The organism is Kribbella sp. HUAS MG21 (assembly GCF_040254265.1).
In the GTDB taxonomy this organism is placed as follows: Bacteria; Actinomycetota; Actinomycetes; order Propionibacteriales; family Kribbellaceae; genus Kribbella.
The window spans coordinates 704,910-728,471 of record NZ_CP158165.1; the positions used below are offsets into that span (position 1 = coordinate 704,910).

Consider the following 23,562-nt stretch of genomic DNA (forward strand, 5'->3'; position numbering starts at 1 on the left):
TCCCAGATCGCTCAGAGCCACTTCATCGGATTAACCACGCGCCCGTCCTGGTACACCATGAAGTGCAGGTGGCAGCCGGTCGAGTAGCCCGTCGTACCGGAGTAGCCGATGATCTCGCCCTTGCGGACGCGCTCGCCGGACCGCGCCTTGTAGCGCGACAGGTGGTTGTAGACGGTCGTGATCGACGAGCCGTCGATCACTCCGTGCGAGATGAACAGCCGGTTGCCGTAACCGCCGTTGTAGTACTTGTCCGTCACCACACCGCTCGCCGCGGCCCGGATCGGTACGCCGCACGGCGCGCGGAAGTCGGTGCCGTCGTGCAGCTTCCAGTAGTGCAGGACCGGGTGGAACCGCATCCCGTACGGCGAGGTGATGTAGCTGCTCACCGGGTAGCTGAGCCTGCCGCCGTCGTCGGCCGGCGGATCGTCCGGGATGACGCGGGGCTTCCGGTTCTCCCGGCGGGCCTTCTCGCGCTCGGCCTTCTCCGCCGCCGCCTTCCGGCGCGCCGCGGCCGCCTTCTCGGCCTTGGCCCGCGCGATCAGCAGCTGCTCGACCCGGGTCCGCTCCCGCAGCAGCGCGTTGTACTGCGCCTGCTCCGTGTTCTTCTCCTTCTCGGCGGCCTTGAACGCGGTCAGCTTGACCTTCGCGATCGCCGCCGCCTCGGCCCGGTCCGCCGCGACCTGCTTGGTCAGCGCGGTGACCCGCTGGACCGTCGCGGCGGCCTCGGCGCGCGCGGCCTCGGCGGCCTTCTCCGCGGCGGCCACCTTGACCCGCTTGCTGGCGAGCTGCGCCTGGGCGTTGTTCAGGTTCGAGATCGCGTTGCCCTGGATGCCGAACACGTTCCGCTGGACCTGCATCCCGGTGGCGATGTCGGCGGGCGCGGCGCCGCGCAGCGCGATCGACAGCCCGACCAGGCTGTTCTGCTGCTGGTACGCCGACCGTACGGCGCGACCCGCCACGGCCCGCTTCTCCGCGATCAGCTTCTCGCCGGCCTCGACGTCGGAGACCGCCGTCGACAACGCCGCCTCGGCCGCGGCGAGCTTGCCCGCGGCGACCGCGTCGGCGGCCTTCGCGGCGGCGAGCTGCCCCTGCGCGGCGGCGTACCGGACCTGCACGGCCTGGTACTTCGCGGCGGCCTGGTTGTACGCGGCAACGGACTTGCCGAGCTGGTCGGAGGCCTCGGCGAGATCAGCCTTGGACTGGTTGATCTGCGAGTCGAGTTGCTTCTTCTTGGCGGCTGGATCCGGCGGTTTCGCCTCCGCGGACGGAGCGGACGGAACCGCGGCCAGGACGCCGGCGGACAGGGACAGGACAAGGCAGCAAGCGGCAACCACCGTCTGCCGGCCCGGCGGTCGCGTGCGTGATCGCGGGTACGGCGCGGCGGAGGTGCCGGTGCTGTCGTCTCGCTTGATGCTCCCCCGCGCACGCGGGTTCGCACCGGGGAAGTGCGGGACCACAGGTCGACCCCTTGCTCTGGGTTTCAGTTGTGCGGTACAGGAGTGACTGCTGTTACTCCTGATACTGCACGATAGGTCACCCGGGTCAGACTTTGAGGTATTTCCGCGTTGTCAGGAATGTCGGGATCACGGCGAGGATGACGCCGACGACGACCATGTAGATCATCGCGCGGAACGTCTCGGTGGTGCCGACCCACTGCCAGACCCGGAACGTCTCCTGGGCCCGCTGCATGACCACGAGGTACACCCCGAGCCACAACGTGCCGCAGGCCAGGACCGCGCCGATCAGCGCGGCCAGCACCGCCTCTAACAAGAACGGTAGCTGGATATAGAAGTTCGACGCGCCGACCAGGCGCATGATGCCGATCTCCCGTCTCCGGGCGTACGCCGCCAGCCGGATCGTGTTGAAGATCTGCATCAGGGCCGCGGCCAGCAGCAGCGCGGCCGCGATCAGGGCCCCGATCTGCAGGCCGTTGAGCGCCTTGAACAGCGGATCGAGGTACTGCCGGAGATCCTGCACGGTGTCGACGCCGGGCAGGCCGGCGACCGCGCTGACCAGGTTCTGGTAGCGCTGCGGGTCCTTGAGCTTGACCCGGAACGACTCCTGCATCTGGTCCTCGGTGACCGTGCTGACGATCGGCGAGTCCTTGTACAGCTTCTTGAACGACTCGAACGCTTCCTTCTTCGACTCCGAGAACACGCCGTCGGGCGCGGTGTCCGGGTTCGACTGGATGACCTGCTGGATCCGGTTCTTCTGCTCCTGGGTCACCTCGGCCCCGGAGCAGCCGCGGCCGCCGGAGTCCTTGGTGCAGAGGAACACCGAGATCTGGATCTTGTCGTACCAGTTGCCCTTCATCAGCTCGACCTGCTGCTGCGCGAGCAGCGCGCTGCCGAACAGCGCCAGCGAGACCCAGATCGTGACGACGACCGCGATCGTCATCGAGAGGTTCCGCTTCAGGCCGATCCCGAGGTCGGAGAGGATGTAGTTCAGGCGCATTCTTCAGTCAATCCCTGTGCTCGGCGGTCAGTGCTGGTAGCCGTAGACGCCGCGCGACTCGTCGCGGACGACGTGACCGTTCTCCAGCTCGATCACGCGCTTGCGCATCTGGTCGACGATCGACACGTCGTGGGTGGCCATCACGACCGTCGTCCCGGTGCGGTTGATCCGGTCCAGGAGCTTCATGATGCCGACCGACGTGCCGGGGTCGAGGTTTCCGGTCGGCTCGTCGGCGATCAGGATCATCGGCCGGTTCACGAACGCACGAGCGATCGCCACGCGCTGCTGCTCACCGCCGGACAGCTCGTCCGGGAGCCGGTCCTCCTTGCCGTCCAGCCCGACCAGCTCGAGGACCTCGGGGACCGTCTTGCGGATGTGCGAGCGCGGCTTGCCGATCACCTGCAGGGCGAACGCCACGTTCTCCGCCACGGTCTTGTTCGGCAGCAGCCGGAAGTCCTGGAACACGGTGCCGATCTGGCGGCGCATCTGCGGGATCCGCCAGCTCGCGAGCCGGTTCAGGTCCTTGCCGGCCACCATGATGTGACCCTTGGACGTCCGCTGCTCGCGCAGTACCAGACGAAGGAACGTCGACTTGCCGGACCCGGAGGTACCGACCAGGAAGACGAACTCGCCTTTCTCGATATCGACGTTGACGTTCAGCAGAGCGGCCCTGGACTGGCCCTCGTACGTCTTGGACACATTCTCGAAGCGGATCACGGGTTCATCCGGCCGTGGTCGGGAACAGGGAGCGACGCGACGGTAACCACGAAGGGCACCGTACGCCACCGGAGCGGCCGGCGATCAGTCTAGGCGTTCCCCGGCGTGCCGCCGACCAGACCTGCCGCTGCGTACATCCCCGTCCGATAGCCGGTGCCTGCCGCGCACCCGCCGCCCCTGTTCTTCCTGCTTGAGCGTATCCGTTCCGGCGTGCCCGCCCGTGCGGTTATCCACAGGTGGAGGGTCAGGCGGGGGCGGGGGTCGGGTTGTCGTTGCCGGGGTCGGGGCGGGCGTCGGCGATCCGGGCCACGCCGGCGTCGGGCTTGCGGCCCGCGCGGCGGGCGGCCTCGACGTGCAGGCGGGCGATCTCGATCACCTGGCGCGGGACCTTCACGGTCTTCTTCTCAGCCATCCGCACTGTCTCCCTCGACGACCTCGATCTCGGCGTCCGCGATATCAGCGTACGCGTCCGCGCCCACCCGGTCGATCGCAACCGCGGCCGTCAGCGCGGCGACCAGGTCGTAGTCCTCCGGCTGTAACAGCTCCGACCTCATCAGTGAGCGGAGCGTGACCACCCCGGCGTCCGTGCCGGCCTCGTCGCCCGCGAGGATCTGCTCCACCGCCCACCGGACCATCCGCATCGTCTCCTCGCGGTGCCGCCAGGTGTCCAGCTCCCGGTCGGACTTCCGCGTCAGATACGCCCCGAGCACCACACCACCCAGCGCGAGCAACGGCGACAGCACCGTCATCACCACGCCGACGATCGAGATCCAGGTCGGAATCACGGACACACCCCGGCAGTCATACGCGTCCTCCGAATCCCATGGTCCTGACCGGTCGATGATGTTACGAAGGAGCTTTCCACCCACCACCGACAGCCAAGGATGACAAAGGGCGGTGTCAGCGTGACGGACGAGCAGGACCGCTACGACGTGTTCGTGCAGGGGACCGTGTTCCTCGACATCGTGATGACCGGTCTGGAGTCCGCCCCGACCACCGGTACCGAGATCTTCGCCGAAGGCATGGGCTCGTGCCCGGGCGGCGTCGCGAACTTCGCGATCGCGGCCACCCGGCTCGGCCTGCGGACCGGGCTCGCCTCGGTGTTCGGCGACGACGCGTACGCCGACTTCTGCTGGCGGACGCTGGCGGACCAGGAGGGGGTCGACCTGTCGCACTCGCGCCGGATCGGCCACTGGCACTCGCCGGTGACGGTGTCGATGTCGATCGACCGGGACCGGGCGATGGTGACGCACGCGCACGAGGCGCCGGGCGATCCGAGCAAGCTGGTCGGGCCGGGGCTGAACACCCGGTCGGCGATCGTGCCGGTCGCGGACGAGCTGCCCGGCTGGACGGTCGAGGCGCGGCAGTCCGGCGCGCTGCTGTTCGGCGACGTCGGCTGGGACCCGACCGACGAGTGGTCGCCGGCGGTGCTCGACGTCCTGGAGGGCTTCCACGCGTTCACGCCGAACGCGGCCGAGGCGATGGCCTACACCCGGACCGACACCCCGAAGGCCGCGCTGCACAAGCTGGCCGAGCGGGTCCCACTCGCCGTGGTGACGAACGGCGCGGACGGTGTGCTCGCGATCGACTCGGAGACCGGCGAGGAGGAGCAGGTACCCGCGCTGCCGGTGCGCTCGTACGACCCGACCGGCGCCGGGGACGTGTTCCTCGCGTCGCTCGTCCTCGGCACGCTCCGCGGCTGGCCGCTCGCGCACCGCCTGGCCTTCGGCAACCTGTGCGCCGGCCTCTCCGTGCAGCACTTCGGCGGCTCCCTCGCCGCGCCCGGCTGGGGCGACATCATCGACTGGGTCCGCGACCACACCCGGCACCGCCCCGGTGGCGTCGATCCCGAGGTCCTCAAGCACTACAGCTTCGTCGGCGACGTCCTCCCCGAAGGCCCCGTCCCGATCGTCCGCCGCGCGTCCGCCACGATCGCCCGGTTGTCGGACGCCTGACCGAGAGGCACGGATGCCCAGGCCATCACAATCGCCCGGCTCCGGAGCCGGTGAGCGTAGTCGCGCCCGGTGCAGCCGATTGTGATGGGCTGCAGATCGCGGACCGGAAATGGCCGCGGGGTGGGCCGCGGCGGTCGTAGGGTCGGTGGTCGGTGCGCGGGCTGTGGGACCGCGCTGGACGGAGGATCGCGACATGGCGGGTGCTGGGATCAGTCGGCGGCGGGTGCTCGGCTTCGGGGCAGGTCTGGCCGCGATGGCGGTGACGGGATGCGGGTCGAACAGCGGACGGCCGTCCGGTGGCGGCGACGGCAGCAAGCCGGCGCTGCAGCAGTGGTACCACCAGTACGGCGAGGCGGGCACGCAGCAGGCGGTGGAGCGGTACGCGAAGGCGTACCCGGACGCGACCGTGACGATCCAGTGGTCCCCCGGCGACTACGACAAGAAGGTGTCGACGTCGCTGCTCACCGACCAGGGCCCGGACGTGTTCGAGTACGGGAACGGGCCGACCATCGACATGATCAAGGGCAACCAGGTCGTCGAGCTCACCGACCTGCTCGGTGACGCGAAGAGCGACTTCAACTCCGCGCTGCTGGAGCGGATGTCGTACGACGGGAAGCTCTACGGCATTCCCCAGGTCGTCGACATGCAGTTGCTCGTGTACCGCAAGAGCCTGCTCAGCAAGGCCGGCGTACAGCCTCCGCAGACCGTCGACGAGCTGCTCGACGCCGCGAAGAAGCTCACCGACGACAAGGTCAAGGGCCTGTTCGTCGGCAACGACGGCGGGGTCGGCATCCTCGGCGGCCCGGCGCTCTGGTCGGCCGGACTCGACTACCTGACCAAGGACAACCGGTTCGGGTTCGACGACCCGGCCGCGGTCGAGTCGCTGCGCAAGCTCCGCGAGTTCTGGACCGCCAAGGTGTTGTTGCTCGGGGCACCGACCGACTGGTCGGACCCGGCGGCGTTCACCCAGGGCCTGACCGCGATGCAGTTCACCGGGCTCTGGACGCTGCCGGTGATCGAGAAGGCGCTGCCCGGCGACTACGGCGTACTCCCCTGGCCGAAGCTGAACGCGACCACTGGCGCGCCGAGCGTTCCGGTCGGGGCGTACGGCGCCTGCGTGAACGCCAAGTCGAAGAACGTCGACGCCGCGAAGAAGTACGCCAAGTGGCTGTGGGTGGATCGCACCGCGGACCAGCTCGACTTCGCGCAGTCGTACGGCTTCCACGTCCCGGCCCGCAAGAGCCTGGCGGAGAAGGCCGAGAAGCTGAAGTCCGGCCCGGCCGCCGACGCGGTCAAGCTGCTGAACGAGAACGGCCACCCGCAGAACCCGATGCTCTGGTCTCCCAAGGCCGGTACGGCGTACACCGACGCGCTGAGCCGGATCATCCGCAGCGGCGCCGACCCGGCCGCGGAACTCAAGACCGTCAAGTCGGTCACCGAAGCCGAGCTGAAGCGGATCACCGGCTGAGAACGGGCCGCGGCCCCTCACCCCGCGAGGTGAGAGGCCGCGCTCGTGCCGGGATCAGACGATCTTGACGTACTCCGCCTGCTGCCCCTTCGGGCCCTGGGCGATGTCGAACTCGACCCGCTGGTTCTCCTCGAGGCTACGGAAGCCGTCGGACTGGATGGCGGAGAAGTGCACGAACACGTCCGCGCCGCCGCCGTCGACGGTGATGAAGCCGAAACCCTTGTCGGCGTTGAACCATTTCACAGTTCCCTGTGCCATGTTGTTGCTCCTTTGTCGGAGATGGGGGCGTACCGCGGCCGCAGTACGCCCGGCCGTTGTCGCACCGGCGGAACACCATCTCTCGCAAGGAAAGATCGGGAAAACCACAGCTACTGAAAATCGACCTGGTGGGTTCAACCACGTCCCCGCAGGATTCATTCCCACCCCCATGGAAAGGTAGGCCGCATGCTGAGCCTGCAGCCGCTGACCGACGACGACCGCGAGCTGATCGAGCTCGCCAGGACAACGGTCGACGCGAACACCGACGGCCCCGACGGGGTCTACACGATGGGGGCCGCGGTCCGCGGTGTGGACGGCCGGATGTACGCCGGGATCAACCTCTACCACTTCACCGGCGGCCCGTGCGCCGAGCTGGTCGCGCTCGGTCGCGCCCGCGCCGAGGGCGCCCGCGAGCTCACCACGATCGTCGCCGTGGGCAACGAAGGCCGCGGCGTCGTCGGCCCGTGCGGCCGCGACCGCCAGGTCCTCGTCGACTACCACCGGACCATCCGGGTCATCCTGCCGACCCCCGACGGCCCGGCGTCGGTCCTGGTCACCGACCTGCTCCCCGGCGCCTACCGCTGGACCCCTTAGAACTCCCTCAGAACTTAGGTACGACATCCTTCCCGTACGACGCCAGGGTCTCCTCCTTGGCGTCGTGCTGGAGGTACAAGGCGAACTGGTCGACACCGAGCTCCTTCAGCTCTGCGAGCCGGGCGAGGTGGTTCTCCACCGGCCCGAGGATGCAGAACCGGTCCACCACCTCATCGGGCACGAAGCCGGTGTGCGTGTTCCCGGCCCGCCCGTGCTCGGCGTAGTCGTACCCCTTCCGCCCCTCGATGTAGTCGGTCAGCGCCCGCGGCACCGCGGCCGACTCCCCGTACCGCGCCACGATGTCCGCCACGTGGTTCCCGACCATCCCGCCGAACCACCGGGTCTGCTCGCGCTGGTGCTCCAGGTCGTCCCCGACGTACGCCGGCGCCGCGACGCAGAACTTGATCGCCATCGGGTCGCGCCCGGCCTGCTCCGCGGAACGCCGTACGGCCGCGATCATCCAGGCCGCGATGTCAGGATCGGCCAGCTGCAGGATGTACCCGTCGCCGACCTCGCCCGTCGCGGCCAGGGCGCGCGGGCCGTACGCCGCCACCCAGACGTCGAGTGCGCCGTTCTCGACCCACGCGAACTTCAGCTGCTGCCCGCGGTACTCGACCGTCTCGCCGCGAGCCAGCGAGCGCACAACCTCGACGCACTGCTTCATCTCCGCGATCGTGCCAGGCTTCGCGCCGAGCGTTCGCAGCGCCGAGTCGCCGCGACCGATCCCGCAGATCGTGCGGTTTCCGAACATCTCGTTCAGCGTCGCGAACTGGGACGCGATCACCGTCCAGTCCCGGGTGCCCGGGTTCGTCACCATCGGCCCGACGATCACCCGCCGGGTGGCCGCCAGGATCTGGCTGTAGATGACGAACGGCTCCTGCCACAGCAGATGCGAGTCGAACGTCCACACGTAGCCGAACCCGGCGTCCTCGGCCTGCCGGGCCAGCTGCACGACCGTGGACGCGGGCGGATCACACTGGAACACCACTCCGAAGTCCACCGCATCCCCCTACATCAGATAAGACGACAGGCCGCGCTCCAGGAACTTCCCGCGGCCCTTCCGGCCGTGATAGTTGCCGTCGGCCACGATCACCTCGCCGCGCGAGATCACCGTCGCCACCCGGCCCTGGATCTCGAACCCCTCGTACGCCGAGTGGTCCATGTTCATGTGGTGCGTCGCGACGCCGATCCGCGTCGTACCGTTCGGGTCGTAGACCACCAGGTCCGCGTCGGAACCGGGCTGCACGATGCCCTTGCGCGGGTACAGCCCGAACATCCGGGCCGGCGTGGTGGCGATCGTCTCCACCCAGCGCTCCAGCGACAGCTTCCCGTCCACGACGCCCTGGAAGACCAGGTCGACCCGGTGCTCGACGCCGCCGATCCCGTTCGGGATCTTCGAGAAGTCGCCGAGGCCGAGCTCCTTCTGGTCCTTCATACAGAACGGGCAGTGATCGGTGGACACGATCGCGAGATCGTTGTTCCGCAGGCCCTTCCACAGGTCCCGCTGGTGCGGCTCGTGCTTGCTGCGCAGCGGCGTCGAGCACACCCACTTCGCACCCTCGAAACCGGGCGCGCCGAGCTGGTCCTCGAGAGTCAGATAGAGGTACTGCGGGCACGTCTCGGCGAACACGTTCCGCCCGAGGTCGCGTGCCTCGGCGACCTTCGCGAGCGCCTGGCTCGCGGACAGGTGGACGATGTAGAGCGGGCAGTCCCGGGCGACCTCGGCGAGCGCGATCGCCCGGTTGGTCGCCTCCGCCTCGAGCGCGGCCGGGCGGGTGATGCCGTGGTAGATCGGGTCGGTCTCGCCGCGCTCGATCGCCTGCTGGACCAGCACGTCGATCGCGATGCCGTTCTCGGCGTGCATCATGATCATCGCGCCGTTCTCGCGCGCGGTCTGCATCGCGCGCAGGATCTGCCCGTCGTCGGAGTAGAAGACGCCCGGGTAGGCCATGAACAGCTTGAAGCTCGTGACGCCCTCGTCGGCGACCAGCTGGTCCATCGCCTTCAGCGCGTCGGCGTCGACACCGCCGAGGATCATGTGGAACGCGTAGTCGATGTGGCACTCGCCGTCGGCCTTCGCGTGCCAGGCGGCGAGCCCGTCCTGCACCACCTCGCCGGTGCGCTGGACGGCGAAGTCGATGATCGTGGTCGTCCCGCCGTACGCCGCCGCGCGGGTGCCGGTGTCGAACGTGTCGCTGGCCGCCGTACCGCCGAACGGCAGCTCCATGTGCGTGTGCGCGTCGATCCCGCCGGGGATCACGTATTTGCCGGAGGCATCGAGTACCTCGTCGACGGTGATCGCCGGAGTGAAGGACGGATCCAGGACCGCGACGATCTTCTCGCCCTCGACCAGCACGTCCGCGACCCGGGTCCCGGTCGGTCCGACGACGGTTCCACCTTTGACGAGCAACGACATTCGCGGGTCCCCTCTACGGTTTCGTCAGGTCTCCGTACGCGTCGGGGCGGCGGTCGCGGTAGAACTGCCAGCGGTCGCGGACGGTGTCCAGCAGGCTCAGGTCCAGGTCGCGGACGATCAGTTCCGGATCGTGGTCGTGGCCGGTGTCGCCGACGAACTTCCCCTCCGGGTCCACGAAGTACGACGTACCGTAGAAGTCGTTGTCGCCGTACTCCGCCTCGATGCCGACCCGGTTGATCGCGCCGATGAAGTACTCGTTCGCCACCGCGGCGGCGGGTTGTTCGAGCTTCCACAAGTACGACGACAGGCCGCGGTGCGTCGCGGACGGGTTGAAGACGATCTTCGCGCCGGCCAGGCCGAGCGCCCGCCAGCCCTCCGGGAAGTGCCGGTCGTAGCAGATGTAGACGCCGATCCGGCCGACCGCGGTGTCGAAGATCGGGTAGCCGAGGTTGCCCGGGCGGAAGTAGAACTTCTCCCAGAAGCCCTTCACCTGCGGGATGTGGTTCTTCCGGTACTTGCCCAGAAAGGTGCCGTCGGCATCGATGACCGCGGCGGTGTTGTACAGCACGCCAGGCTGCTCCTGCTCGTACACCGGCAGCACCATCACCATGCCCAGCTCTTCGGCGAGCGCGGCGAACCGCTCGGTGGTCGGGCCCGGGACGGACTCGGCGTACTCGTAGTACTCGGCGTCCTGTTTCTGGCAGAAGTACGGCCCGTAGAACAGCTCCTGGAAACAGATCACCTTCGCACCGGCCGCGGCCGCCTGCCGCGTGTAGTCCTCGTGCGCCTTGATCATGGACTCCTTGTCACCCGTCCACGACGTCTGAACAAGCGCAGCCCTGACAACGTCCGCCACAAGAACCTCCCCAAGTAGCCGAGAACCCATGCTCCATCCGCCGCGGGTCACCCGTCAACGGATGCCACCGATCCAGCCGTCATCCCCGCTCGAGGCGCACTCCTCGAGGCAACCGGCCGACCACCACGTCGAACTCCGCGGCCGTCAACTCGAGCCAGGCATCGTCCTCCTGCGCGACCGTCCCGAGCACCGTCGAGCCGTCAGCCCGGAGAAAGTGCAAATCCTCGGGCAGCCGCGGCCAGACCCAGTCGAACAGGCTCGACGCGGCCGTCGTCAACACCTCGAGCGACTCCTCGTCCAGCCGGAACAGGTACCGATTCTGGGTCGACGTACCCACGATCCGCGATCCCGGCCAGGCCTGCACCGCGTCAGCCGCGAGCAAGTGCTCCCCGAGCCTCCGCAGCACCTCGCGGCCCGACTCGCCCATCCGCGTTCCCGGCCCCTTGTCCAGCAGCCCGAACACGTCCGCCAGCGGCGCCACGGCCCGCAACAACCCGCGGTAGTCCTCGCCCACCGCAGGAGCAACAAGGTTGTAGGTATCCATCATCGGGACTTGCTGCTGAGTTTGCGGGCGGTGCGGAGGGCGGCGTTGTAGATCTTGTTGTAGTCGTCGTGGGTTCGGGACTCGCCGGCTTCGGTTGCCACCTTTGTGACGATGCCGAGGCTGGGCGCTTCCGGGCCCAGGCGGCTCCGGACACCGATCTGGAGGTTGATGGCTCCGTTCACGGACAGCGTGGCCGAGTCCACGTCGGGCAGCTTCGCGATGATGCCAGGTGACAGGCGTTCACTCACGATGAAGTACTGCCAATGCCCCTCCGCGACGAGTTCGGCTAACCGGGCCGGATCGAGCAAGCGTGCGTCGGGGACGTAGCGCCCACGGCCTGGGACGAGCTGGTGCATCAGCAGCCGGTATGGACCGAGGTCCGCCGGAAGCGCCGCGAGGATCTCTCCGATCTCCTCGGCCCTCAGCCCAGGAACCTCGCACCTCCTACCCCGACCGACCCGCCGCCAGATCCCCGCGCTCAGCACATCCGTCATGAATCCCCCACTCAATCGTGCCGGAGCGTTACAGGTGCAGGGTGCGCGGTTCGGCGGGGAGGACTCGGCCGCCTACGGTGGCGTGGGTGGGTGGGTGCCAGGTGCTGTGGAGGTGGGAGCCGGCGCCTTGGACGACCAGCAGGTCGCGGCCTAGGCGGGCGGTTAGTTGGGTGACGGCGGAGCCCGTGGCCTCGTCCTCGGTGACGTTCATGGCGGGGGCGAAGGCTCGGGCTCGGATGATGCCGGCCGCCTTGTCCTGCCAGGACCAGAGGAAGGTGTGGCCGGCGTCGTACGACGTCGGGTCGGCGGCGAGGACGTCCTCGGGGGTGGCCAGCTCGTGCCAGTCCCAGGTGCTGCCCCAGGTGCTGTCGGCTCGTACGGCGTACAGGTCGCCGGAGCGGGTGACAGGGATGGGCCCGGCGGGGACGTGCAGGGTGTCGACGGGGTGGCCGTGCGTGTGGAGCCAGGCGGCGGCGCCGACCGTGGGATGGCCGGCGAAGGACATCTCGCCGGTGGCGGTGTAGATGCGGAGCGTGCCGGTCGCGGCGTCGTCGACGTACACGGTCTCGCTGTAGCCGAGCGCGGCGGCCACACGCTGCCGGTCGCTCTCACCGACGAGGCGGCCGTCGACGATGCCCAGGGGGTTGCCGAAGCGGCCGTCCGGGTCGGTGAAGACCGTGACGACCTCGACCGCGAGGTTCACGTCAGAGGACGGCGATCGCGGCGATGATCGCGATCAGCAGGACGGCGCCGCCGACGACGGCGAGCATCCGGCCGTTGACCTTGGGCTCGCTGGCGGCCTCGGTCTGGCCCTCGTTCACGAAGGCGCGGAACATCTGGGTGCTCGCGCCCGGGTCCTGCTCGTTCTCCACGTTCTGCGGGACGTTCTGGTCAGCCATGGCCCAAGACCCTACCTGCCGCGGGTGGACGGCAGGCAGACCGCCCGCCGAGACCTCACACAGACCTGATGTACCATTTGGTACATGCGCTTCGATCACTCCACCACGATCCAGGCCCCGCCCGAGCGGGTCTGGGAGGTCTTCAGCGACGTCGAGCGGTGGCCCGACTGGACCCCCACCATCGAGTCCGTCGAGCGGCTGGACGCGGGCCGCATCCACGTCGGCGCCCGCACCCGGATCCGCCAGCCCAAGCTCCCGGTCGCCGTCTGGGAGGTGACCGAGCTCAAGGAAGGCGAGTACTTCGAGTGGGTCTCGAAGGCCCCCGGCATCAAGACCACCGGCGGCCACCGCGTCGTCGGTACGCCGGAGGGCACCGTGGCGACCGCGACGATCATCCAGGAAGGGCCGCTCGGCCGGCTGTTCGGCAAGCTGTACGCCGGACTCACCAAGAGCTACATCGCCACCGAGACGCAGAAGCTGAAGGAACTGTGTGAGTCGGGAAACTCTGCTCGCTGACGCGGTCGAGCACTTCGCCAAGCACGGGATCGGCGACGCGAGCCTGCGCACCATCGCGTCCTCGATCGGCACCAGTCACCGGATGCTGATCTACCACTTCGGCTCCCGGGAGGGCCTGCTCGCCGAGGTCGTCCGCACGGTGGAGCAACAGCAGCGCGACCTGCTCGCGAGCCTCGACGTACCGGCCCGGCCGATCGCCGAGCAGGCCGAGGAGTTCTGGCGCCGGGTGACCGATGCGGCGCTCGTCTACGGTCCGCTGTTCTTCGAGCTCAGCGCGCACGCGATGCAGGACCTGCCGCACACCGAGTCGCTCAAGGCGGACCTGATCAACGTCTGGCTGCCGCCCCTGACGGACCTCTGCATCCGCGCCGGCATCCCGAAGGCCGAAGCGCCGGCCTACGCGCGACTAGGCCTCGCCGCCTCCCGCGGCCTGCTCTTCGACCTGTTGCTGACCGGCGACCGCGCGGGCGTCGACGAGGCATCCGCGCTGCTCAACCGGCTGTTCACGCTCCCGGTTCGGTAGGAGTCTCGACCCGGCCCGCGACGATCGGGAGCCGCGAGTCCCGCAGTACGGCGGCGAACGCGAACGGGCGGTCCAGCGTGACCTCGAGCCGCCGCTCCTGCCGGGTGATCATCGCGGCCCGCGTCATCGCCATCGCGGTCACGGCCGCCGCCTCGAACCCGGTCGCGAAGAATCGCGCGAGCACCTTCTGCTTCGCCTGGCTGACCTTGAGCGGCGTCGGGCTGAGGGCGCTGAAATGCCCGCGCTCCCGCGGATTCGAGGTGACCGCGTTCAGCCCGAACAGGTCGCGGAGGTCGAGCAGATCGTGCTCGGCCTCGATGCTGAACGACGGCAGCGACAGCCGCAGGTCCGGCCGCGGCGCCGTGGTCTTCCCGATCGTCAGTCCAGGCCCCGGGCGGTCCTCGTCGATCAACCGGCTCCCCGGTACGCCGTCGTCCGGCCGCCCGGCGGCGGCCAGCAGCCCGGCCAGTACGTCGTCCCCGTCGCCGATCCCGAGCAGTACGTCGACATCGGCATCTCCGCGCACCGTCACCACGGTCAGGTCGTCGTACCGCCGTACGGCGTCCAGGTCGTCGTCCGCGCGCTCGAGCCAGTGCCACGACCCGGCCCACGCGCCGCCGGGAACGCGCCGGATCTGCTCGGTGAACGGACGCACCCAGGTCGTGCGCAGCAGCAGCGCGGACGCCAGCAGGAGCAGGACTTCACCCTCGAGGTCGACCGGCAGCTCCCGGATCACGTCGTCGGTGTGGTCCGCGGCCCAGGCGTCGAGCTTCGGCTTGTCCACGGCCGGATTGCCGGTCAGCAGCCCGATCAGCGGCGCGGGCATCACGGTGTCGAACGTCTCCGCGAGCTTCAACTGCTCGCTCACCCAGACGCCGAGCGCGGCATGCAGGTCGGCGGACGCCTCGATCGCCTCGATCAGCCGGATCGCGTCGGTCGCACCGGTCGCGGCGTCCACACCGGCGGCCGCGGCGAGTTCGGAGCGGCCCGGCTCGTCGGCGCCGGTCGCCAGCAGCGCGAGCAGGGGCCACAGGCCGAGGCCGGACACGACGGTGTTGCCGCCGGGCAGTGCACGGCCCCAGCGGACGGTCAGGTCGTTGACTGCGCGCACCACGTCGGGATCCATGCCTCCACCTTGCCACAGGCGACTATTTCCCGAAATGACGCTGATTTTCATTTCAGTGCCGCTCCGAGTGCTCGTCCGGACGCGCTCGGTTGTGTCAGGATGCGCACCGTGAGCACGCCAACCGAGGTCGAGGAAAAGCCCGGAACGACGGACAAAGAGCCGTCCGGGTCGTCGATCGCGTTCACCGTGACGCTGGTCCTGCTGGTCTGCCTGGCGCTGTTCGGGCGGCGGTTGTTCAACGCCTGGTTCACCGACGACGGCATCCGCACCTGGGCGACGATGTTCGTCGGCGTGACGGTGCAGGCGCTGCCGTTCCTGGTGCTCGGCGTACTGCTCTCCGCCGCCCTCACCGCGTTCGTCCCGCCGTCGTTCTTCGCGAAGGCGCTGCCGAAGCACCCGGCGCTCGCCGTACCGGTTGCCAGCGCGTCCGGTGTCGTGCTGCCGGGCTGCGAGTGCGCGTCGGTCCCCGTGTCGGCCGCCCTGATGACCCGCGGCGTCACACCGGCCGCGGCGATCGCCTTCCTGCTGTCCGCGCCGGCGATCAACCCGGTCGTGCTGGCGTCGACCGCGGTCGCGTTCCCGGGTCAGCCGAAGGTCGTGGTCGCCCGGGCGGTCACGTCGCTCGCGGTGTCGATGGTGCTCGGCTGGCTGTGGCTGGCGACCGGCAAAGGCGGGTCGTGGCTGCGGATGCCGAAGAACCGGCACTCGCACGGCGAGGGCAAGTTCGAGGTCTTCCGGTCCGCGATGCTGCACGACTTCCTGCACGCCGGCGGGTTCCTGGTCGTCGGCGCCGCCGCGGCCGCCACGCTGAACGTGGTGGTCCCGCGCAGCTGGCTCGACCACGTCGCCGGGAACCTGCTGCTGTCAGTGCTGCTGCTCGGCCTGCTCGCCGTACTGCTGGCGATCTGTTCCGAGGCCGACGCGTTCGTGGCGGCGAGCCTGACGCAGTTCTCGCTGACCGCGCGGCTCGCGTTCATGGTGGTCGGCCCGATCGTCGACGTGAAGCTGATCGCGCTGCAGACCGGGACCTTCGGTCCGAAATTCGCTGTCCGGTTCGCTCCGGCGACCTTCGTGGTCGCGATCCTTGCCAGTCTGCTCGTCGGGTGGTGGTTGCTTTGACGTCCTCCCGCCCATCAAGGGGCAGGGATGTCAACTACGCGGAGGTCGGCAGTTGAGGTTCACGCTTCAGCGAGACCCGTGGTGGCGTCTCTCGGCGTGCACTGACGGCCCGTCCGGCCGCGATGTTGATCGCCGCATTCACGTCGGCGTGCGTCTGCTGACCGCAGGCCACGCACCGGAACACCGCTTGGCTCTCGCGGTTTTCCGATGCGCAGTATCCACAGCTGCTACAGGTCTGCGACGTGTAGGCGGGGTTGATCTTCTCGACTCGTCCCGGCGCCTTCCCTTCCAGACGACGTACCAACTCACCCCAGCCGTTGGCCAGGATGCCGCGATTGAGGCCTGCTTTGGCGCGCCGCCCGTTCGGCAGATATCTCCCTGGTCGTGCGGGGTCGGGTTCGATGTTGGGGCGCTTGACAAGCCGGGAGATGCGAAGGTCCTCGACCCGGATGATGTCGAACCTCCGTGCGAGATCGGTGCTGGTCTGCTCGACCCAGTCCTTGCGACGGTCGGTGGCCCGGGCGTGCAACTTGGTGATCGCGGCTTTGACCCGCTGGCGCCGCGCAGAGCCGCGCCTGCACCGCGCGAGTCGGCGCTGCAGATGCTCGAGCCGGTCTCGCTCACGCTCAGACAGACCGGGACAAGTCAGAAGCTCACCTGTACTCAACGCCGCCGAAACCGAGACACCGCGATCCACGCCGACGATCTCGCCCGTGCCCGGGGCGGAGATCGCCGGGGGAATGACGGCGAAGGCGATATGCCAGCGACCGGTCCTGTCCTGGGAAATCCGGTACGACTTCGCGGCAGGCACGGCGCGAGACACCCGGAAACGTACCCACCCGACCTTAGGAACCAGTACCTGGGCCCACTTACGGTTCAGCTTCACGACCCGGGACGCCTGCGAGCCGCAGATGCGGAAGCCCTCGTGCAGCCCGGCCTTGCGCCAGGTCGGACGCCGATGAGTGCCGGCGCAGAAGTTGCTGATGGCCTGGCTGAAGTCGCGCAGCGCCTGCTGCTGGACCATTTGCGACCCCGCCCGCAGCCACGCGAACTCAGCCCGTGCCTCCGTCAACTGGCGACATTGCTCCGCGAACCCCGGCGTCGGACCTCGGTCGCGGGTCCACATCGACCATTGCTCGAGCGCAAGATTCCACACATATCGGGCGAACCGGCATTGCTCCGACAGCGCCGTCTGCTGCGCGTGACTCGGATACATCCGGAACCGGGACATGCTGGCTACTCAAGCAGCCAGGACCGACAGTTTCGATCTTCGGAGGGAGGCAGTCGCGTGGATCACGCCCGGCGAACGGCCGAGCTGCACGCGGCCAACATATGAAGCGCAGCGTTGCCGGGTTGGTGATCGTGTTCGTGGGGGCCGCGATCGTGCAGCTCGCGATTTCCGGGACGTACCTGCGGTACGTGAAACCGGGGATGCGGTGGATGCTGCTCGCGGCCGGGGTGATCCTGGTCGGGCTGGCGGTGATCGACGTGTTCGTGAAGAGCCGCCAGGAACACGACCACGGGCTGCCCCGAGCGGCGTGGCTGTTGCTGCTGCCGATCTTCGCGTTGCTCGTGGTGGATCCGCCCGCGCTCGGCGCGGACGCCGCGCAACGGCAGTCGCCGGTCGCCGCGAAGCCGGCCGAGCCGCAGAGCAACGCGTTCTGGCAGAACGGCGACAAGTCGTACGGCCCGAAGACCATCGCGGTGCGCGACTACGCGGTCTGGGCGGTGTGGGAGAAGGAGACGATGAAGGGCCGGTCGTTCACGATGACCGGCTTCGTCACCCCGGCGAAGAACGGGGTCTGGTACGTGACCCGGATCGGCCTGACCTGTTGTGTCGCGGACGGTACGGCGTTCATGGTCGAGGCCCGCGGCCAGGCCGCGCCGCCGAAGAACCAGTGGGTCAGCGTGACCGGCACCTGGGCCGAGCCGACCAAGCGCGTCGACGGCGACGTCGCCGCCCTCACGGTCGAGTCGGTCAAGCCGGTGACGGCGCCGGCGAACCCCTACGAGTAGTTCACCCAGCCGACCACGACCGGTACGCCGGTCGGCCGGTGGACGGCGATGAAGCCGAACGGCCGGTCGAGGTCGACGTACAGCGCCTTGGAGCCCGGCCTCGGCGCCGAACCTGCTGCCGCTGCGACCGCGGTGACGGCGGCGGCCTCGAAGCCGGTCGCCGAGAACCGCGCCAGCACGGCCTGCCGGGCCTGGTCGACGGCGAGCGGCTCCGGGCTCAATCCCGGGAAATGCCCGCGGCTCGCGTCCGACGCCGCCGTCAGGCCGAACACGTCCGGGTGCTGCAGGAGATCGTGCACCGCGTCGATCTCGAAGTACGGCAGGGAGAGGATCACCGTCGGCACCGGCGTCATCGACTCGATCACCTCGACGCCAGGTGCCGGCCGCTCCGCCGCCAGCACCTCGGCCCCGCTGATCCCGTCGTCCTCGAGCGCGAGCGCCGCCGTCAGTACCGCGGCCCGCCCGCCGTCGCCGACCACGAGCCGTACGTCGAACTCACCGGCTCCGCGCACCGTCGCCACCGTCAGCGGGCCCGCCGCGCTGTCGTGCAGGCGCAGGCTGTCCAGGTCCTGATCGGCACGGCTCAGCCAGCGGCGGTCGTTGCGCGGGAACTCGTGGAACGGTTGCGCCCAGGTGGTCTTCAAGGCGAGCGCCGACGCCAGCACGAGCCGGATCTCGTCCGACAACTCCATCGGCATCCGCGTGAGCAGCCCGTCGGTCTGCTCGGCGACCCAGGTGTCCAGTGCCGCCTGGTCTGTGAGGACCCCGCGGAGTTCGGTCGGCAGGAACCGGTCCACCCCGGGCTGCAGGTCGACGTCCGGCCGCGTCCAGAGACCCAGCGCCATCCGCAGACCGGGAGCCTCCAGCACACCGCCGTACCGGCTGCCGGCGGCCTCGACCAGCTCGCTGTAAGCGGGCTCGTCCGCGACCTCGGCGAGCACCGCCAGCAACGGCTGCACCCCGAGTCCGGAGACGACCGTGCTGTCCTCACCGGGCAGCGCCGCGATCCATCCGGCGGTCAGGCGACTTACGTGCAGAGCGTCCACTCACACATCTTCGCGCATCCGCGTTCCACCACCATGAAGCGAACAGTCGAGCCCAAGGTCCTGTACTTCGGGACGCCCGTCGTCCTGATCAGCTCCCGTAATCCGGACGGCAGCACGAACCTCGCCCCGATGTCGTCGGCCTGGTGGCTCGGCTACACCGCGATGCTCGGGATGGGCGCCGGCTCGCAGACCGTGAAGAACCTCGTCGAACGCCCGGAGCTCGTGCTGAACCTGGTCGCCCCGGACATGGTCGCCGCGCTCGACCGGATCGCGCTGCTGACCGGCTCGCGAGAGATGTCCGACGCGAAGCGCGGCCGCGGGTACCGCTACGAGCCGGACAAGTTCACCGCGGGCGGGCTGACCCGCGAGCCGACCGATCTGGCGGGACTGGACGGCGTCGCGGAGAGCCCGATCAACCTCGAGGGACGGATCGAGGCGATCCACGAGATCGGCGGACCGGACTCGCGGCTGTGCGCGCTGGAGATGAAGGTCGAGCGGGTCCGGGTCCACGAGGACCTGCTGATGAGCAACGACCGCTACATCGACCCGCTGCGCTGGGATCCGCTGATCATGAAGTTCACCGAGTACTTCGCGGGCGGCGCGCCGGCGTACCCGTCGTCGCTCGCCCGCGGCTGGCAGATGCCGCCGATGGCCACCGTCTCACGCAGCTGAATTCACCAGTTCGCCGGACTCTGCCGTGCGCGGGGTCCGGCGCCGGACGATCGCGCAGGCCATGCCGCCGATCACCAGCACCGCCGCGATCGCCTGCTGCAGGCCCACGGCCTCGCCGCGCAGGATCCAGGCCGCGGACATCCCGACGATCGGCACCAGCAACGAGAACGGCGCGACGGTACTGGCGTCGTACTGGCGGAGCAGGTAGCCCCAGACGCCGAACCCGAACAGCGTCGCCGCGAAGGCGAGGTACGCGATCGCGCCGATGCCGGTCGGCGTGATCCCCCGCAGCGCGTCGAGGTCGGCGCGCGGCCCTTCGGTGAGCAGCGAGAGGATCAACAGCGGTACGACGGCCACGGCGCTGGCCCAGACCATGAAGCGCAGCGTGTCCGGCGGCTTGGCGTACCGCGTGATCGTGTTCGACACGCCCCAGCACCCGGCGGCGACGATCACCAGGGCGAGCGCGCCGAGCGGGGCCGAGAGCTTGCGGTCGAGGACGATCAGCCCGATCCCGGCACAGGCGATCGCGATCCCGGCGACCTGCGCGGGGCGCGGCCGTTCCCGCAGGACGGCGATCGCGAACAGCACCGTGAAGATCACCTGGCTCTGCAGGACGAGTGACGACAACCCGGCCGGTACGCCGTGGTCCATCGCGATGAACAGCAGCCCGAACTTGGCCACGCCGAGCGCGAGCCCGACGCCGACGACGTACCGCCAGGCGACCCGCGGCGGTCCGAGCAGGAAGATCGCCGGGACGGCCGCGAAGAAGAACCGCAGCGCGGACAGCAGCAGCGGCGGCATGCCTTCGAGGCCGACCTCGATGACGACGAAGTTGATGCCCCAGACCACGACGACGGCGAGTGCGAGGACCAGGTCACGAGGCGTCATGCCGTCCAGTCTGGGCAGCGCTACACTTAAGAACCAGCACTGATTACTACCGCTATCAATGTAGGAGTGCTACATGATCGATCTCGGGCGGCTGCGCGCGCTGCACGCCGTGGCGCAGTACGGGTCGGTCAACCGCGCGGCGGAAGTGCTCGGCTACACGCCGTCCGCGGTCTCGCAGCAGCTCGCGAAGCTCGAGCGCGAGACGCGGACGACGCTCGTCGAGCGACAGGGCCGCGGGATCGTGCTGACCGACGCGGCAAGGCAGCTGGCCGCGACAGCGGCGCGGATCCTCGAGCTGGTCGAGGATGCTGAGCTGACACTGGAAGAGCAGCGCGGACAAGCGATCGGGACTTTGAGCATCGCGGCGTTCCCGACCGCGGCGCGCGGGCTGCTGCCGCCGGCGCTCGCGCGGCTGATCGACGCCCACGAGCAACTGGACGTCCGAGTGCTGGAGACGGACCCCTTCGAAGCGGTGGCGGCCGTCAACCGGGGCGAGATCGACATCGCGATCGTCCACGACTGGCAGAACACCCCGCTCGGACTGCCCGAGGGCCTGTCGCGCGTGAAGCTCGGCGTCGACCCGGCGGACGTGCTCGTGCCGGCCACGCATCGCCTGGCCGGCAAGGAGTTCGTGCGCGCGGAGGACCTGATCGGCGAGCGCTGGATCTGCCAGCCGACCGGGTCGATCTGCTACGAGTGGCTGATCCGGACGATGCGCCGCGCGGGCGTGGAGCCTGAGGTCGCGTACTCGGTCGCGGAGTACCAGACCCAGCTCGCGATGCTCGCCCGCGGCATCGGCATCGGCCTGCTGCCCCGGCTCGGGCGCGGACCGGTCCCCGACGGCGTGGTCGTCGTACCGCTGCAGCCCGCGCCGAGTCGCCGGCTGTACGCCGTCTGGCGGACGACCACGTCGCGCCGTCCGGCGATCAGCGTGACACTCGCTACCCTCAAAGCAGCCTGGCCGGACCGCGACACCGCCTGATCGGAAATGATCACATGCAGCGACCAGTTGACAGCGTTCCGCGCCTGCCGCTACGTTCCTGAGAACTATTAGGAAACCTTCCTAACCAACCTCCCCGACGCCCCTCGGAGGAAGTTCATGATCCGTTCCCTGATGGCCGGCGCTCTGCTGGCCGCTTCCACCCTGCTCCCGGTGACAGCCCAGGCCCAGACCCAGGCCGTCGCCGCGGACACCCCGGTCAGCCGCAACGGCCAGCTGCACGTGTGCGGCACCAAGCTCTGCAACGAGCGCAACGAGCCCGTCCAGTTGCGCGGGATGAGCACCCACGGTCTGCAGTGGTACTCCCAGTGCGTCAAGACCGCCTCGCTGGACGCGCTGGCCTACGACTGGAAGGCCGACATCCTGCGCATCTCGATGTACGTCCAGGAGGGCGGCTACGAGACCGACCCCGACGGCTTCACCGAGATGGTGAGCAACTACATCGACGAAGCGACCGCGCGCGGCATGTACGCACTGGTCGACTGGCACCAGCTCGACCCCGGCGACCCGAACGCGAACCTCGCGCTGGCGAAGCAGTTCTTCACCGAGATCGCGCAACGCCACCGCGACAACAACAACATCATCTACGACATCGCCAACGAGCCGAACGGCGTGAGCTGGGCCGGTATCAAGTCGTACGCCGAGCAGATGGTGCCGGTGATTCGCGCCCAGGACCCGGACAGCGTGATCTTCGTCGGCACCCACGGCTGGGCGTCGCTCGGCGTCTCGGACGGCCGCAGCGAGGCCGACGTGATCAGCAACCCCGTGAACGCGTCGAACCTGATGTACACGTTCCACTTCTACGCCGCGTCGCACAAGCAGGAGTACTTCGACGCGCTGTCCCGGGCGGCCGACAGGATCCCGTTGTTCGTCACGGAGTTCGGCACCCAGACCTACACCGGTGACGGCGGCAACGACTTCACCTGGTCGCAGAAGTACCTGGACTTCCTGGAGAGCAAGAAGATCGGCTGGACGAACTGGAACTTCTCCGACGACTTCCGCTCCGGCGCCGTGTTCAAGCAAGGCACCTGCGCCGGCAGCACCTTCACCGGTACGTCGGTCCTCAAGCCGGCCGGCGTCTGGGTCCGCGATCACATCCGCAACCGCACCGCCGCGACGGACGTCACCGACGTCAGCACCGCCGTCGAACTGAAGGACGCGCTGGCCGCGGCGCAGCCCGGCGACACGATCAGGCTGGCCGACGGCACGTACTCCGGCAACTTCAAGACCACCGTCGACGGCACCGCCTCGGCGCCGATCACGCTGACCGGTTCGCCGGCCGCGGTCCTGAAGGCCGGCGGCGGGTACGGCCTGCACCTCAACGGTGCGTCGTACTGGAACGTCAAGGGCATCACCGTGACCGGCGGCCAGAAGGGCATCATGATCGACAGCGCCACCCGGGTCACGATCGACGGCGTGACGGTGCACGACCTGGACATGGAGGGCGTGCACTTCCGGAACAGCAGCACGTACGGCGTGATCAAGAACTCCCGCATCTACGACACCGGCAACGATGGCCGCGGGATGGGCGAGGGCGTGTACGTCGGCAGCGCGGGCGGTACGTCGGACAAGTCGGACCGGGTGCAGATCATCGGCAACACGATCGGCCCGGACGTCGGCGGCGAGGCCATCGACCTCAAGGAGGGCACCACCGGCGGCCTGGTGTCCGGGAACACCTTCGACGGCAGCGGGCTGACCGGCGCGAACTACGACGACAGCTGGGTCGATGTCAAAGGCAACAACTACGTGATCGAGAACAACACCGGGAAGAACACCACGAACAACGGGTTCGAGACGCACACCCAGCAGTCCGGCTGGGGGTGCGGCACGGTGTTCCGCGACAACCACGCGGACCTGAACGGCGCCACCGGCAGCGGGCGGTACGCGTTCAACATCACCAACTACAACGCCTCGAGCTGCAAGGTCACCGTCGCCAGCAGCAACACGCGGACCGGCGGCCGGGCGCTGACCAACCCCGGCATCCCGGTCACCTGACGAAGC

At 69.0% G+C, this 23,562-nt stretch carries 27 protein-coding genes; 10 read left to right on the forward strand and 17 right to left on the reverse strand.

Annotation, left to right across the window (positions count from 1 at the left end):
- Nucleotides 1-11 precede the first annotated feature (11 nt).
- The 5 genes from ABN611_RS03395 to ABN611_RS03415 all read right to left on the reverse strand — a co-directional run bounded on the left by ABN611_RS03395 (nucleotide 12) and on the right by ABN611_RS03415 (nucleotide 3,956).
- Nucleotides 12-1,457, reverse strand: a complete 1,446-nt coding sequence (locus ABN611_RS03395) for a M23 family metallopeptidase (protein ID WP_350278277.1) — start codon at nucleotides 1,455-1,457, stop codon at nucleotides 12-14.
- An 85-nt stretch (nucleotides 1,458-1,542) separates the two neighbouring features.
- Nucleotides 1,543-2,454, reverse strand: a complete 912-nt coding sequence (gene ftsX / locus ABN611_RS03400; protein ID WP_350278278.1) for a permease-like cell division protein FtsX — start codon at nucleotides 2,452-2,454, stop codon at nucleotides 1,543-1,545.
- A gap of 27 nt (nucleotides 2,455-2,481) precedes the next feature.
- Complete coding sequence (gene ftsE / locus ABN611_RS03405) at nucleotides 2,482-3,171, reverse strand: cell division ATP-binding protein FtsE (RefSeq protein ID WP_350278279.1); 690 nt, start codon at nucleotides 3,169-3,171, stop codon at nucleotides 2,482-2,484.
- A gap of 244 nt (nucleotides 3,172-3,415) precedes the next feature.
- Nucleotides 3,416-3,583 (reverse strand): hypothetical protein, encoded by a 168-nt coding sequence (locus ABN611_RS03410; protein ID WP_350278280.1) that lies wholly within the window; start codon nucleotides 3,581-3,583, stop codon nucleotides 3,416-3,418.
- Nucleotides 3,576-3,956 (reverse strand): hypothetical protein, encoded by a 381-nt coding sequence (locus tag ABN611_RS03415; RefSeq protein ID WP_350278281.1) that lies wholly within the window; start codon nucleotides 3,954-3,956, stop codon nucleotides 3,576-3,578. Before ABN611_RS03415 ends, ABN611_RS03410 begins: the two co-directional genes overlap by 8 nt.
- Nucleotides 3,957-4,076: 120 nt before the next feature.
- On the opposite strand from ABN611_RS03415, the gene ABN611_RS03420 reads away from it, so the two are divergent.
- Nucleotides 4,077-5,126 carry a PfkB family carbohydrate kinase gene (locus ABN611_RS03420; protein WP_350278282.1) on the forward strand — a complete coding sequence of 350 codons (1,050 nt, stop codon included), beginning with the start codon at nucleotides 4,077-4,079 and terminating at the stop codon, nucleotides 5,124-5,126.
- Nucleotides 5,127-5,319: 193 nt separating this feature from the next.
- A complete protein-coding gene (locus ABN611_RS03425; RefSeq protein ID WP_350278283.1) occupies nucleotides 5,320-6,594 on the forward strand; it encodes a sugar ABC transporter substrate-binding protein in 1,275 nt (424 codons plus the stop codon).
- Nucleotides 6,595-6,648: 54 nt separating this feature from the next.
- On the opposite strand, the gene ABN611_RS03430 is transcribed toward ABN611_RS03425, so the two are convergent.
- Nucleotides 6,649-6,852 (reverse strand): cold-shock protein, encoded by a 204-nt coding sequence (locus tag ABN611_RS03430; protein WP_167216721.1) that lies wholly within the window; start codon nucleotides 6,850-6,852, stop codon nucleotides 6,649-6,651.
- A 186-nt stretch (nucleotides 6,853-7,038) separates the two neighbouring features.
- On the opposite strand from ABN611_RS03430, the gene ABN611_RS03435 reads away from it, so the two are divergent.
- Nucleotides 7,039-7,446, forward strand: a complete 408-nt coding sequence (locus ABN611_RS03435) for a cytidine deaminase (protein WP_350278284.1) — start codon at nucleotides 7,039-7,041, stop codon at nucleotides 7,444-7,446.
- Nucleotides 7,447-7,453: 7 nt separating this feature from the next.
- On the opposite strand, the gene ABN611_RS03440 is transcribed toward ABN611_RS03435, so the two are convergent.
- The 7 genes from ABN611_RS03440 to ABN611_RS03470 form a co-directional block, all read right to left on the reverse strand.
- Complete coding sequence (locus ABN611_RS03440) at nucleotides 7,454-8,446, reverse strand: TIGR03842 family LLM class F420-dependent oxidoreductase (protein ID WP_350278285.1); 993 nt, start codon at nucleotides 8,444-8,446, stop codon at nucleotides 7,454-7,456.
- A gap of 9 nt (nucleotides 8,447-8,455) precedes the next feature.
- Nucleotides 8,456-9,862, reverse strand: coding sequence for a dihydropyrimidinase (hydA, locus tag ABN611_RS03445; protein WP_350278286.1), 1,407 nt, complete (start codon nucleotides 9,860-9,862; stop codon nucleotides 8,456-8,458).
- Nucleotides 9,863-9,875: 13 nt separating this feature from the next.
- Entirely contained in the window at nucleotides 9,876-10,718 is an 843-nt protein-coding gene (locus tag ABN611_RS03450) for a nitrilase-related carbon-nitrogen hydrolase (protein ID WP_350278287.1), read from the reverse strand.
- Nucleotides 10,719-10,797: 79 nt separating this feature from the next.
- Nucleotides 10,798-11,265, reverse strand: a complete 468-nt coding sequence (locus tag ABN611_RS03455; RefSeq protein WP_350278288.1) for a hypothetical protein — start codon at nucleotides 11,263-11,265, stop codon at nucleotides 10,798-10,800.
- A complete protein-coding gene (locus ABN611_RS03460) occupies nucleotides 11,262-11,756 on the reverse strand; it encodes a hypothetical protein (protein ID WP_350278289.1) in 495 nt (164 codons plus the stop codon). The genes ABN611_RS03455 and ABN611_RS03460 overlap by 4 nt, the downstream gene beginning before the upstream one ends.
- 28 nt (nucleotides 11,757-11,784) lie before the next feature.
- On the reverse strand, nucleotides 11,785-12,459 hold the full coding sequence (locus ABN611_RS03465) for a PhzF family phenazine biosynthesis protein (RefSeq protein WP_350278290.1): 675 nt from the start codon (nucleotides 12,457-12,459) through the stop codon (nucleotides 11,785-11,787).
- 1 nt (nucleotide 12,460) lies between these two features.
- Nucleotides 12,461-12,655, reverse strand: coding sequence for a hypothetical protein (locus tag ABN611_RS03470; RefSeq protein ID WP_350278291.1), 195 nt, complete (start codon nucleotides 12,653-12,655; stop codon nucleotides 12,461-12,463).
- A gap of 84 nt (nucleotides 12,656-12,739) precedes the next feature.
- On the opposite strand from ABN611_RS03470, the gene ABN611_RS03475 reads away from it, so the two are divergent.
- Both ABN611_RS03475 and ABN611_RS03480 read left to right on the forward strand, forming a co-directional pair.
- Nucleotides 12,740-13,171, forward strand: a complete 432-nt coding sequence (locus ABN611_RS03475) for an SRPBCC family protein (protein ID WP_350278292.1) — start codon at nucleotides 12,740-12,742, stop codon at nucleotides 13,169-13,171.
- Nucleotides 13,146-13,694 (forward strand): helix-turn-helix domain-containing protein, encoded by a 549-nt coding sequence (locus ABN611_RS03480; RefSeq protein ID WP_350278293.1) that lies wholly within the window; start codon nucleotides 13,146-13,148, stop codon nucleotides 13,692-13,694. Before ABN611_RS03475 ends, ABN611_RS03480 begins: the two co-directional genes overlap by 26 nt.
- On the opposite strand, the gene ABN611_RS03485 is transcribed toward ABN611_RS03480, so the two are convergent.
- Entirely contained in the window at nucleotides 13,675-14,820 is a 1,146-nt protein-coding gene (locus ABN611_RS03485) for a serpin family protein (RefSeq protein ID WP_350278294.1), read from the reverse strand. The two genes, ABN611_RS03480 and ABN611_RS03485, sit on opposite strands and share 20 nt — an antisense overlap.
- Before the next feature lie 108 nt (nucleotides 14,821-14,928).
- Here ABN611_RS03485 and ABN611_RS03490 point away from each other — a divergent pair, with 108 nt between their 5' ends.
- Nucleotides 14,929-15,939 carry a permease gene (locus tag ABN611_RS03490; RefSeq protein WP_350278295.1) on the forward strand — a complete coding sequence of 337 codons (1,011 nt, stop codon included), beginning with the start codon at nucleotides 14,929-14,931 and terminating at the stop codon, nucleotides 15,937-15,939.
- A gap of 34 nt (nucleotides 15,940-15,973) precedes the next feature.
- Here ABN611_RS03490 and ABN611_RS03495 read toward each other — a convergent pair whose 3' ends face one another.
- A complete protein-coding gene (locus ABN611_RS03495) occupies nucleotides 15,974-17,170 on the reverse strand; it encodes a transposase (RefSeq protein WP_350278296.1) in 1,197 nt (398 codons plus the stop codon).
- Between the two features lie 101 nt (nucleotides 17,171-17,271).
- On the opposite strand from ABN611_RS03495, the gene ABN611_RS03500 reads away from it, so the two are divergent.
- On the forward strand, nucleotides 17,272-17,955 hold the full coding sequence (locus ABN611_RS03500) for a TIGR03943 family protein (RefSeq protein WP_202891450.1): 684 nt from the start codon (nucleotides 17,272-17,274) through the stop codon (nucleotides 17,953-17,955).
- Here the strand turns inward: ABN611_RS03500 and ABN611_RS03505 are convergent.
- On the reverse strand, nucleotides 17,946-19,001 hold the full coding sequence (locus tag ABN611_RS03505; RefSeq protein ID WP_350278297.1) for a serpin family protein: 1,056 nt from the start codon (nucleotides 18,999-19,001) through the stop codon (nucleotides 17,946-17,948). The genes ABN611_RS03500 and ABN611_RS03505 overlap by 10 nt on opposite strands.
- A gap of 33 nt (nucleotides 19,002-19,034) precedes the next feature.
- Between ABN611_RS03505 and ABN611_RS03510 the strand changes: the two genes are divergently transcribed.
- Nucleotides 19,035-19,673 carry a flavin reductase family protein gene (locus ABN611_RS03510; RefSeq protein WP_350278298.1) on the forward strand — a complete coding sequence of 213 codons (639 nt, stop codon included), beginning with the start codon at nucleotides 19,035-19,037 and terminating at the stop codon, nucleotides 19,671-19,673.
- On the opposite strand, the gene ABN611_RS03515 is transcribed toward ABN611_RS03510, so the two are convergent.
- Nucleotides 19,662-20,561 (reverse strand): EamA family transporter, encoded by a 900-nt coding sequence (locus tag ABN611_RS03515; protein WP_350278299.1) that lies wholly within the window; start codon nucleotides 20,559-20,561, stop codon nucleotides 19,662-19,664. The two genes, ABN611_RS03510 and ABN611_RS03515, sit on opposite strands and share 12 nt — an antisense overlap.
- 73 nt (nucleotides 20,562-20,634) lie before the next feature.
- On the opposite strand from ABN611_RS03515, the gene ABN611_RS03520 reads away from it, so the two are divergent.
- Nucleotides 20,635-21,543, forward strand: a complete 909-nt coding sequence (locus tag ABN611_RS03520) for a LysR family transcriptional regulator (protein WP_350278300.1) — start codon at nucleotides 20,635-20,637, stop codon at nucleotides 21,541-21,543.
- A gap of 117 nt (nucleotides 21,544-21,660) precedes the next feature.
- Nucleotides 21,661-23,556: a cellulase family glycosylhydrolase gene (locus ABN611_RS03525; RefSeq protein ID WP_350278301.1), complete on the forward strand. Its 1,896-nt coding sequence runs from the start codon at nucleotides 21,661-21,663 to the stop codon at nucleotides 23,554-23,556.
- Nucleotides 23,557-23,562 lie beyond the last annotated feature (6 nt).

Coding starts and splice junctions, on each gene's coding strand:
- ftsX (WP_350278278.1), bottom strand. CDS start 2,454: ATGCGCCTGAACTACATCCTCTCCGACCTCGGGATCGGCCTGAAGCGG.
- ABN611_RS03410 (WP_350278280.1), bottom strand. CDS start 3,583: ATGGCTGAGAAGAAGACCGTGAAGGTCCCGCGCCAGGTGATCGAGATC.
- ABN611_RS03425 (WP_350278283.1), top strand. CDS start 5,320: ATGGCGGGTGCTGGGATCAGTCGGCGGCGGGTGCTCGGCTTCGGGGCA.
- ABN611_RS03430 (WP_167216721.1), bottom strand. CDS start 6,852: ATGGCACAGGGAACTGTGAAATGGTTCAACGCCGACAAGGGTTTCGGC.
- ABN611_RS03435 (WP_350278284.1), top strand. CDS start 7,039: ATGCTGAGCCTGCAGCCGCTGACCGACGACGACCGCGAGCTGATCGAG.
- hydA (WP_350278286.1), bottom strand. CDS start 9,862: ATGTCGTTGCTCGTCAAAGGTGGAACCGTCGTCGGACCGACCGGGACC.
- ABN611_RS03455 (WP_350278288.1), bottom strand. CDS start 11,265: ATGATGGATACCTACAACCTTGTTGCTCCTGCGGTGGGCGAGGACTAC.
- ABN611_RS03460 (WP_350278289.1), bottom strand. CDS start 11,756: ATGACGGATGTGCTGAGCGCGGGGATCTGGCGGCGGGTCGGTCGGGGT.
- ABN611_RS03470 (WP_350278291.1), bottom strand. CDS start 12,655: ATGGCTGACCAGAACGTCCCGCAGAACGTGGAGAACGAGCAGGACCCG.
- ABN611_RS03475 (WP_350278292.1), top strand. CDS start 12,740: ATGCGCTTCGATCACTCCACCACGATCCAGGCCCCGCCCGAGCGGGTC.
- ABN611_RS03485 (WP_350278294.1), bottom strand. CDS start 14,820: ATGGATCCCGACGTGGTGCGCGCAGTCAACGACCTGACCGTCCGCTGG.
- ABN611_RS03495 (WP_350278296.1), bottom strand. CDS start 17,170: ATGTCCCGGTTCCGGATGTATCCGAGTCACGCGCAGCAGACGGCGCTG.
- ABN611_RS03500 (WP_202891450.1), top strand. CDS start 17,272: ATGAAGCGCAGCGTTGCCGGGTTGGTGATCGTGTTCGTGGGGGCCGCG.
- ABN611_RS03510 (WP_350278298.1), top strand. CDS start 19,035: ATGAAGCGAACAGTCGAGCCCAAGGTCCTGTACTTCGGGACGCCCGTC.
- ABN611_RS03515 (WP_350278299.1), bottom strand. CDS start 20,561: ATGACGCCTCGTGACCTGGTCCTCGCACTCGCCGTCGTCGTGGTCTGG.
- ABN611_RS03520 (WP_350278300.1), top strand. CDS start 20,635: ATGATCGATCTCGGGCGGCTGCGCGCGCTGCACGCCGTGGCGCAGTAC.
- ABN611_RS03525 (WP_350278301.1), top strand. CDS start 21,661: ATGATCCGTTCCCTGATGGCCGGCGCTCTGCTGGCCGCTTCCACCCTG.